Origin of the sequence: Nocardia sp. 852002-20019_SCH5090214, assembly GCF_001665865.1 — a bacterium.
GTDB classification, from domain to species: domain Bacteria; phylum Actinomycetota; class Actinomycetes; order Mycobacteriales; family Mycobacteriaceae; genus Nocardia; species Nocardia nova.
The window spans coordinates 153,003-161,797 of the sequence record NZ_LZMK01000364.1; the positions used below are offsets into that span (position 1 = coordinate 153,003).

Annotated in this window: 6 protein-coding genes; all 6 read left to right on the forward strand. The window is 67.8% G+C overall.

Features of this window, described 5'->3' with window-relative positions:
• Positions 1–34 precede the first annotated feature (34 nt).
• The 6 genes from murJ to A5780_RS28380 all read left to right on the forward strand — a co-directional run bounded on the left by murJ (position 35) and on the right by A5780_RS28380 (position 8,755).
• Entirely contained in the window at positions 35–3,961 is a 3,927-nt protein-coding gene (gene murJ, locus A5780_RS28355; RefSeq protein ID WP_064910278.1) for a murein biosynthesis integral membrane protein MurJ, read from the forward strand.
• A 271-nt stretch (positions 3,962–4,232) separates the two neighbouring features.
• Positions 4,233–4,796 (forward strand): RNA polymerase sigma factor SigM, encoded by a 564-nt coding sequence (gene sigM / locus A5780_RS28360; protein ID WP_030514058.1) that lies wholly within the window; start codon positions 4,233–4,235, stop codon positions 4,794–4,796.
• Between the two features lie 181 nt (positions 4,797–4,977).
• Positions 4,978–5,847 (forward strand): hypothetical protein, encoded by an 870-nt coding sequence (locus tag A5780_RS28365; protein ID WP_156769698.1) that lies wholly within the window; start codon positions 4,978–4,980, stop codon positions 5,845–5,847.
• Between the two features lie 99 nt (positions 5,848–5,946).
• Positions 5,947–6,933 (forward strand): thioredoxin-disulfide reductase, encoded by a 987-nt coding sequence (gene trxB / locus A5780_RS28370; protein ID WP_063017396.1) that lies wholly within the window; start codon positions 5,947–5,949, stop codon positions 6,931–6,933.
• Between the two features lie 55 nt (positions 6,934–6,988).
• The gene (gene trxA, locus A5780_RS28375; protein ID WP_030514055.1) at positions 6,989–7,318 is read left to right on the forward strand and encodes a thioredoxin; all 330 of its coding nucleotides are present in this window, start codon (positions 6,989–6,991) and stop codon (positions 7,316–7,318) included.
• 240 nt (positions 7,319–7,558) lie between these two features.
• Positions 7,559–8,755 carry an N-acetylmuramoyl-L-alanine amidase gene (locus A5780_RS28380; protein ID WP_030514054.1) on the forward strand — a complete coding sequence of 399 codons (1,197 nt, stop codon included), beginning with the start codon at positions 7,559–7,561 and terminating at the stop codon, positions 8,753–8,755.
• Positions 8,756–8,795 lie beyond the last annotated feature (40 nt).

An 8,795-nucleotide genomic window follows, 5' to 3' on the forward strand; every position in this document is an offset into this window, starting at 1 on the left:
CCGAGTCCCTCGCCCGCCCCGCGCGGAGCGGGCGATGCCGCGCCAGATCCCGCCCTCCGAGACCGCCGAGCCGCGTCGTCGGCCGGCAGCGGAGCGTCCGGCTGCGGCGCGCCCCGATACGCCACGGCCGACACGCGCGCGCGGTGATTCGGCAGGTCCTCGCACCGCCCAGCAGGCCGTGATCGAGCAGGAACCGGAAGAGTCGTCGACTTCGCGATTGGTCCGCGATTCCGGGTCCATCGCAGTCGCCACGTTGGTCAGCCGTATCACCGGCTTCGTCAAGCAACTGCTGCTCGTCACCGTGCTCGGCCCGGCCATCGCCAGTGCGTTCACGGTCTCCAGCACGATCCCGACCATGATTTCCGAGCTACTGCTCGGCGCGGTGCTCACCGCCATCGTGGTGCCGACCCTGGTCCGCGCGGAGAAAGAGGACGCCGACCGCGGCGCCGCCTTCGTCCGCCGCTTGGTCACCGCGGCATTCACGGTGCTGGCCATCGGAACCGTCCTCGCCGTCGCCGCGGCGCCGGTGATGACCACCCACATCTTCCTGTCCCACGACGGCAAGGTGAATACCGCGCTGACCACGGCGCTCGCCTTCCTGCTGCTGCCGGCCATCCTCTTCTACGGGATGTCGGGCCTGCTCATGGCGATCCTGAACACACATCAGGTGTTCAAACCGGGCGCCTGGGCGCCGGTGCTGAACAACGTGGTCGTGCTGGCGATTCTGACCCTGTACGCGGTGACGCCGGGTGAGATCAGCCTCGATCCGGTACGGATGAGCGATCCGAAGCTGCTGGTCCTCGGCGTCGGTGTGACCGTCGGTGTCATCGTTCAGATGGTGAGCCTGCTGCCGGCCATCCGGCGGCTGGGGATCGATCTGCGCCCGCTGTGGGGGGTGGACGCCCGGCTCAAGCAGTTCGCCGGAATGGGCGCGGCCATCATCCTGTACGTGTTCATCAGCCAGATCGGCTGGACCATCGCCACCCGGGTCTCCTCGCACGCCGATGTCGCGGGCCCGACCATCTATCAGAACGCCTGGCTGCTGCTTCAGCTGCCGTACGGCGTGCTCGGCGTGACCCTGCTGACCGCGATCATGCCGCGGCTGAGCCGCAATGCCGCCGCCGACGACAATCCGGCGGTCGTCGACGACCTCGGCGTCGCCACCCGTCTGACCATGATTTCGCTGGTCCCGGTGGTCACCTTCCTCACCATCGCGGGTCCGCAGATCGGCCAGGCGCTGTACGGATACGGCCATTTCGGTAGTTCGGATGCGGGCCGTCTGGGCGAGGCGGTCTCCTGGTCGGCGTTCACGCTGATTCCGTACGCGCTGGTGCTGATTCATCTGCGGGTGTTCTACGCGCGGGAACAGGCCTGGACGCCCACCTGGATCATCCTCGGCATCACCGGCGTCAAGATCGTGTTGTCGCTGCTCACGCCGGTGTTCTTCAGTGACGATCACGTGGTCATCGCCCTGGGCGTGGCCAACGGCCTGGGCTTCGTGACCGGCGCGGTGATCGGCGGCTGGCTGTTGCACCGCAGTCTCGGCGACCTGCGCATGGCCAACGTCGGCCGCACCGTCACCCGTGTCGTGCTGGCCTCGGTGGCCGGCGCGGCGGTGACGCTGATCATGGATCAGGTGCTGGGCCTGTCGCGGCTCGACGGCGGCCTCGCCTCGGTCCTGCGGGTCGGCCTGGACGCGATCGTCATGTTCGGCGTCGCATTCGGCCTGATGCGCCTCGCCGGAGTGCCGGAGATCGTCGCGCTCACGGTCGCGGTGTCGCGCCGCCTGGGCTTCACGCCGCCGGCGCCCGACCTCGGCTTGGACGACACCGCGGCCGATATGCACGACACGATGGTGCTGCCGCGCCCGGATCTCGCAGCTCCGTACTACTACCGCTACGACCCGTATACCGACGCCCAGACCATGGTGTTGCCGGTAATCCGTCCTGGTGCGGTTGACCGCACCGCTCAGGGCGAGTTCCCGTACCCTGTTCGGCAGAGAAACGCAAATGCCGGTGCTGCACCGGCGCCACAAACTTCGACATATCAGGGCGAAGGAGGAGCGAGGGTGAGCGACGACGCGGCGGAGGGCCAGCCTTCCGCCGAGGCTGCCGACGCGGCAGGCGCAGTGCGCACCGACGACGTCCCACCCGGGAGTGTTCCGCCGGCCGACCGCACTCGGGACTCCGCATCCGACCATACGGAAGCGTCGAACGCCGCTGCGGCGCCCGACGCCGAGGCCGGTGTGCACGGGGATGCCCCCGACGCGCCGAACGCCGCGGACGCGGTGGGCGGCAACGGCGCGGAAGCAGTGCCGCCCGCGGCGGTGCCGCCGCGGGATCCGGCCTACGACACCGGCATGCTGCCGGTCGGTTCGCCGGAGATGCCCCCGATGCGGGTGGAACCGCCGGCCCGGCGGGTGCCGCGCGGTCCCAAACTGATTCCGGGCGCCTCCGTGGCGGGTGGCCGCTATCGGCTGCTCGCCGACCACGGCGGCGCGCGCGGACTGCGGTTCTGGCAGGCCTTGGATGTGAAACTGGACCGTGAGGTCGCGCTCACCTTCGTCGATGCCGATCAGAAGGCCGCCGACAATCCCGGCCACGACGGCCCGCAGGCCATCCTCTCGCGCACGTTGCGCCTGGGCCGGATCAACTCGTCCGGCCTGGCCCGCGTGCTCGACGTGGTGCGCGGCAGTTCCGGCGGCATCGTGGTCGCGGAGTGGACTCCCGGCCGTTCGCTGCGGGAGATGGCCGAGACCCAGCCCTCGCCGATCGGCGCGGCGCGGGCCATCCGCGCCCTGGCCGCGGCGGCCGAACTGGCCCATCGCGGCGGCGGATCGCTCTCGATCGACCATCCGGACCGGGTACGCATCAGCGCGTCCGGCGATGCGGTGCTGGCCTTCCCGGGCACCTTGGCCGATTCCGACGCGCAATCGGATGTGCGCGGTCTCGGCGCGATGCTCTACGCGTTGATCACCGCCCGCTGGCCGATCCGCACCGGCGGTGTCACCGGTTCGGCGGCGACCGTCGGCGGGCTGAAGCTGGCCGATTTCGGAAGCGACGGCTCTCCGGTGGAACCGCGCCAGATTCGCCCCGAAGTGCCGTTCGAGATCTCCGCGGTGGCCGTCCGCTCGCTCGAGGCCGACAAGGGCGTGCGTACGGCGGCGACCGTGCAACACGTGCTCGAGCAAGCCTCGGTCGTCGACCAGAAGACCGACTTCATCCCGGTCCTGCGCCTGGGCCAGCGCGCGGTCGCGAATCCGGACGAAAGCCTCGCCGATCCGGAACTGCTCGCCGCCGAGCGCGAGCGGTCGCAGCGCATGCTGTGGATCCTGGTCGCTCTGGGTGTGCTCGCGGCGCTGGTCGTCGGCGTGATCATCTGGTGGCTGCTGAGTATCTTCGCGCCGGGTTCGGCCGACGAACCGCTCAACGAACAGCGCAAACTGGGCCTGACCACGGCCAGCGTCGCACCGACGACGCCGGCCGCGCAGTCGGCGGGACCCGCGCCGACCACGGCCGCCGGACTTCCGCTGCAGGCGACGGGCGTCTCGGTGTACTCCCCGGAGGGGACCCCGGACAGTCCCGGCAACGTGTCGGCCCTGCTGGACGGCAATCCGACCACCACCTGGCACACCGATCAGTACTTCCAGCAGTTCCCGGCCTTGAAGAAGGGGATCGGGGTGCTCGCGACGCTGCCCGGGCCCAGCAAGGTGAGCAAGGTCGTCATCGATTCCGCATCGCCGGGCACGGTGGTCGAGGTGCGTACCTCGCCCACCGCGGTTCCCACCCTGGATCAGACCCAGCTCGTCGGCCAGGCCACCCTGGCCGACGGCACCACCACGATCCCGGTGCAGTCCGACCAGCCGGCCCGCTACATCCTGATCTGGATCACCCAGCTGGCCAACAACGGCGGCCAGTTCCAGTCGTCGATCGGCGACATTCACTTCGAGGCAGCTTCCTGATTCCTGCAGTCGCGGCCGGCGGTTGTTCCGGCCCGTGATATCACCTCGCTCTGGTTGCTACCGATTCGTAATAAACGTTATGATTCACAGCGCGCTCTCAGCAGGGGAGCTTCCTGGGATCTGGTGTCTCGGTCCTGGATGATGCGGAATTTGCGGCCGGTCCGGTGTAGGACTTCGCGCCGCCGTGAGCGCTGTCCAAGGGGTTTGTGTGTCGTTCGAAGCGATCGCCAGTGGGGGGACACCGGAGTCGTCTGCTGTTCGTCGTCGCTCGATCGATCCGGACGAAACCACCGATTTCGAATTGCTTTCCGCCCATGTCGCCGGAGACCGCGACGCTTTCGGCATTCTGTTCCGCCGCCATTACAGCCGGCTCTGGCAATTGGCACTGCGCACCTGCCGAACTCCGGAGGATGCCGCCGATTCGCTGCAGGACGCGCTGCTGTCCGCGCATCGCAATGCCGCCACCTTCCGCGGGGATGCGGAGGTACGCAGCTGGCTGCATCGCATCGTGGTCAACGCATGCCTGGATCGTATGCGGCGCAACAAATCCCGTCCCGCGACGTCACTGTCGGACGAATCGGTGGCAGAACCCGCAATGGAACGCGACGACATCGCGCAGCGCGAGGTGAAAATGGTCGTTGCCGCGGCCCTGTTCACGCTGCCGCCCGATCAGCGAGCAGCGCTGGTTGCGATCGACATGGAAGGGTATACCGTAGCGGAAGCGGCGCAGTTGCTGGGCGTCGCCGAGGGGACGATCAAAAGTCGCTGCGCCCGTGGCCGAAAACGGCTGGAACAGGAATTGGAATTCCTGCGAAATCCGGGGAACCGGACGTAGCCGAGAAGCGTCTTTACTAACAGACGGACAAATATTCGTTGTGCCTGCCTCCGCATCGCTGCGATGACAGGCGCTACATCATGAGGCCGGACCCGGAGAGGCGATGGACGACAAGGGCGAATTCGCCGCGCGGCGACGCCGTTCCGGGGTGTGGGGCGACGAAGCGGACACAGGAGGTGTGATGGCAGCCCGTTCCGTGCCGCGCCCTCCGTTCTCCACCGATCTGCTGGCCGAGTTGCACGCCGACAACGTCCCTCCGGAGCAGGCCGAGCTGTTGTGGCCACAAGTTCGCCGGGACCCCGACGCCGTCCGTTTTCTGCACTCGCTCGACGGCGTGAGCGCCGAATTACGCGCGCTGAGCCTGGACGATCGCATCCTGCACCCGATACCGACCGAGGTCGCGGCCCGGCTGGACGCGCTGCTGGACCAGTTGTCCCGCGGCGAGCAGCCGCAACCGGTCGCCACCGTCCATCAGCTCCACCGTGAAGGCTCGGACGGTGAGCCACCCGCGACCCGTCCGATGCCGGCTCTCGACGCGATACCGCCGGAGCCGGTTCCCGAGGAGCCGCTGCCGCCGGACGCCGACGTCCCGGGCACGGCGTCACCGGACGAGCCGATTTCTCTGGAGGGTCACCGCACGAAGCGATTGCGCTGGTTCACCGCGGCCGCGGCGGCGGTGGCCGTCATCGCCGGAACCCTGGTCGCGGTCGACGCGGCGACCGATCGCACGGTGAGGCCGAACGCACTGCCCGCCGAACACGGCACCATCGTCGCCCTCGACGACGAGCTGTCCTCCGCGGCCGTACTCAGTGCCATGGGCCGCAACGACGTCACCGGCCCGCTGTCGGGCCCCGGCGCGATGGCCGGGTGTGTGAAGGCCGCCGTCCCGGACCGCACGGTGCTCGGCTCGACGAATGTCACATATCGCGGTGAATCGGCCGTGTTGATTCTGCTCACCGGCCCGCGTCCACCAAAGATCACTGCACTGGTCGTGCGGACCGGTTGCAGCCCAGCGGATCCGCAGATCCTCGATATGCGTGATATCGGCTGACAGCGCGCGGCCTCGGCCACAGCCGGTCGGCGGCGGGAACATCTACGTTTACCCTGTTGTTGACCGACACGCCTGTTGAACACACTTCGGAAGGGCATCATGAGCACGCCTGTACGCGATCTGATCATTGTCGGCTCCGGCCCCGCCGGCTACACCGCCGCGGTCTACGCTGCCCGGGCCGAGCTCGAACCTTTGCTGTTCGAGGGCACCCAGTTCGGTGGTGCGCTGATGACGACGACCGAGGTGGAGAACTTCCCCGGCTTCCGCGACGGCATCATGGGCCCCGATCTCATGGAAGAGATGCGTGAGCAAGCCAAGCGCTTCGGCGCGGATATCCGTACCGAGGATGTCGAGGCGATCGATCTCTCCGGCCCGATCAAGTCGGTCACGGTCGGCGGCGAGGTCTATCAGTCCTACGCGATCATCCTGGCCATGGGCTCGGCGGCCCGCTACCTCGGCGTGCCGGGGGAGCAGGAGCTGCTGGGCCGCGGGGTCAGCGCCTGCGCGACCTGTGACGGCTTCTTCTTCAAGGGCCAGGACATCGTCGTGGTCGGCGGTGGCGATTCCGCGATGGAGGAAGCGACCTTCCTCACCAAATTCGCCTCCAGTGTGACCATCGTGCATCGCCGCGAGGAATTCCGCGCCTCCCGCATCATGCTCGAGCGCGCGAAGGCGAACGAGAAGATCCGCTTCCGGCTGAACTCCGAGGTGGTCGAGGTGCACGGCGACACCGCCGTGACCAGTCTCACCCTGCGCGACACCAAGACCGGCGAAACCTCCGAGCTGGCGGCCACCGGCCTGTTCGTGGCGATCGGCCACGACCCGCGCAGCGAATTGGTCCGCGGCCAGGTCGATCTCGATGCCGAGGGCTACGTGAAGGTACGCGAGCCCGGCACCGCGACCTCGGCGGACGGCGTCTTCGCGGCCGGCGATCTGGTCGATCACACCTACCGCCAGGCCATTACGGCCGCCGGCACCGGCTGCCGTTCGGCGATCGACGCCGAGCGCTGGCTCGCCGAGAAGGGCGACATCACCAGCAACACGCTCGATCACGCCGGCAACCCGGTGGAAGTGACCGCCGGCTGATCGACCCCCGAAGCCTTTCGAATATCGCGTCATCGCACACCGCTAGGAGTTCCGCATGTCCGAAACAGCCACCAAGACCGTCACCGACGCCACCTTCGAACAGGATGTGCTCGGTAGCGACAAGCCGGTGCTCGTCGACTTCTGGGCCTCCTGGTGCGGTCCGTGCAAGATGGTCGCCCCGGTGCTGGAGGAGATCGCCGCGGCGCACGGTGACAAGCTGACCGTCGCGAAGGTCGATGCCGACGCCAACCCCACGAGCTCCCGTGACTACGGTGTGATGGCATTGCCGACGATGATCCTGTTCTCCGGTGGCAAGGAAGCCAAGCGCATCGTGGGTGCCAAGGGTAAGGCCGCCCTGCTGCGCGAACTCGAGGGCATCATCTGAGTCGTCCCGTTCGAGGCCCCGGGGTTACCGCACGTCGCGAGCGTGTCCGGCCCGGGGCCCCGATGCGGTTCGAACCAGGGGGCACTCCGGGACCCGATGGCTGTGTACTATTTCGGCACCCGGAGAATTGCCGAAATACGGCTCGGGTCTGAGACAATCGACCGACGCTCCGGTCGTGCGAGGGTGTGTGCCATCGCATAAGTGGGTACCCGGGTTGGCGGAAGGAAAGGGCTCTCACGCATGCACCGACTTCGTCACGGCGATACTGGTCCAGCCGTCGCTGAGGTCCGGAGCAACCTGGCAAGTCTCGGATTCCATCCACACCCGCACGGGACCGACCGGTCCGGTGGGCAGGGGGAGTACTGGAAGGATTCCGACGCCGTCTTCGATCGTGAACTCGATTCGGCCGTACGCGCTTTCCAGCAGCAGCGAGGCCTGCTGGTCGACGGCGTCGTCGGGCCCGCGACCTATCGCGCGCTGAAGGAGGCGTCCTACCGCCTCGGCGCCCGGACCCTGATCTATCAGCTCTCGGCGCCGCTGTACGGCGACGATGTCGCCACCCTGCAGCGGCGCCTGCAGGATCTGGGCTTCTACGTCCATCGCATCGACGGCTACTTCGGCCCGCATACCCACGATGCGCTCACGGCCTTCCAGCGCGAGATCGGCCTGTCCGCGGACGGCATCTGCGGTCCGGACACCCTGCGCTCGCTGGAACTGCTCGGAGCGCGGGTCACCGGCGGCAATCCGCATCGCATCGCCGAGGAAGAGGTCGTCCACCGGGCCGGCCCGCAGCTGACCGGAAAGCGCATCGTCATCGACCCCGGAATGGGCGGCGAGGACAAGGGTTTGGCCGTGCCGACGGAATTCGGCGACGTGTACGAGTCCGAGATCCTCTGGGATCTGGCGAGCCGCCTCGAGGGCCGGATGGCCGCCACCGGCATGGAGACGTTCCTGTCCCGCCCGTGGGGTGCCAACCCGACCGACGCCGAACGCGCCGAGACCTCCAACACCTTCGACGCGGATCTGATGATCTCGCTGCGCTGTGCGGCGAATCTCAGTTCGTCCGCGGGCGGCGTAGCCAGTTTCCACTTCGGGAATTCGCACGGTTCGGTATCGATGATCGGCCAGGTGCTGGCGGGATTCATCCAGCGCGAAATCGTGGCACGAACCTCGTTGCAGGACTGCCGCACCCACGCCCGCACCTGGGACCTGCTGCGTCTGACGAAGATGCCGACCGTACAGGTCGATATCGGCTACCTGACAAATGAATACGACGCCTCGGTGCTGACCAATCCCCGGATGCGCGATGTGATCGCGGAAGCCATTCTGATCTCGGTCAAGCGGCTGTATCTGCTCGGCCAGGACGATCAGCCCACCGGCACTTACACATTCGCCGAGCTGTTGGCGGAGGAATTGGCCGCGGCCGACCGCATGTAGTTCCCATATACCGCAAGAGGGCGCCCCCGGAATCCGATTC

Coding starts and splice junctions, on each gene's coding strand:
- murJ (WP_064910278.1), top strand. CDS start 35: ATGCCGCGCCAGATCCCGCCCTCCGAGACCGCCGAGCCGCGTCGTCGG.
- A5780_RS28365 (WP_156769698.1), top strand. CDS start 4,978: ATGGCAGCCCGTTCCGTGCCGCGCCCTCCGTTCTCCACCGATCTGCTG.
- trxB (WP_063017396.1), top strand. CDS start 5,947: ATGAGCACGCCTGTACGCGATCTGATCATTGTCGGCTCCGGCCCCGCC.
- trxA (WP_030514055.1), top strand. CDS start 6,989: ATGTCCGAAACAGCCACCAAGACCGTCACCGACGCCACCTTCGAACAG.
- A5780_RS28380 (WP_030514054.1), top strand. CDS start 7,559: ATGCACCGACTTCGTCACGGCGATACTGGTCCAGCCGTCGCTGAGGTC.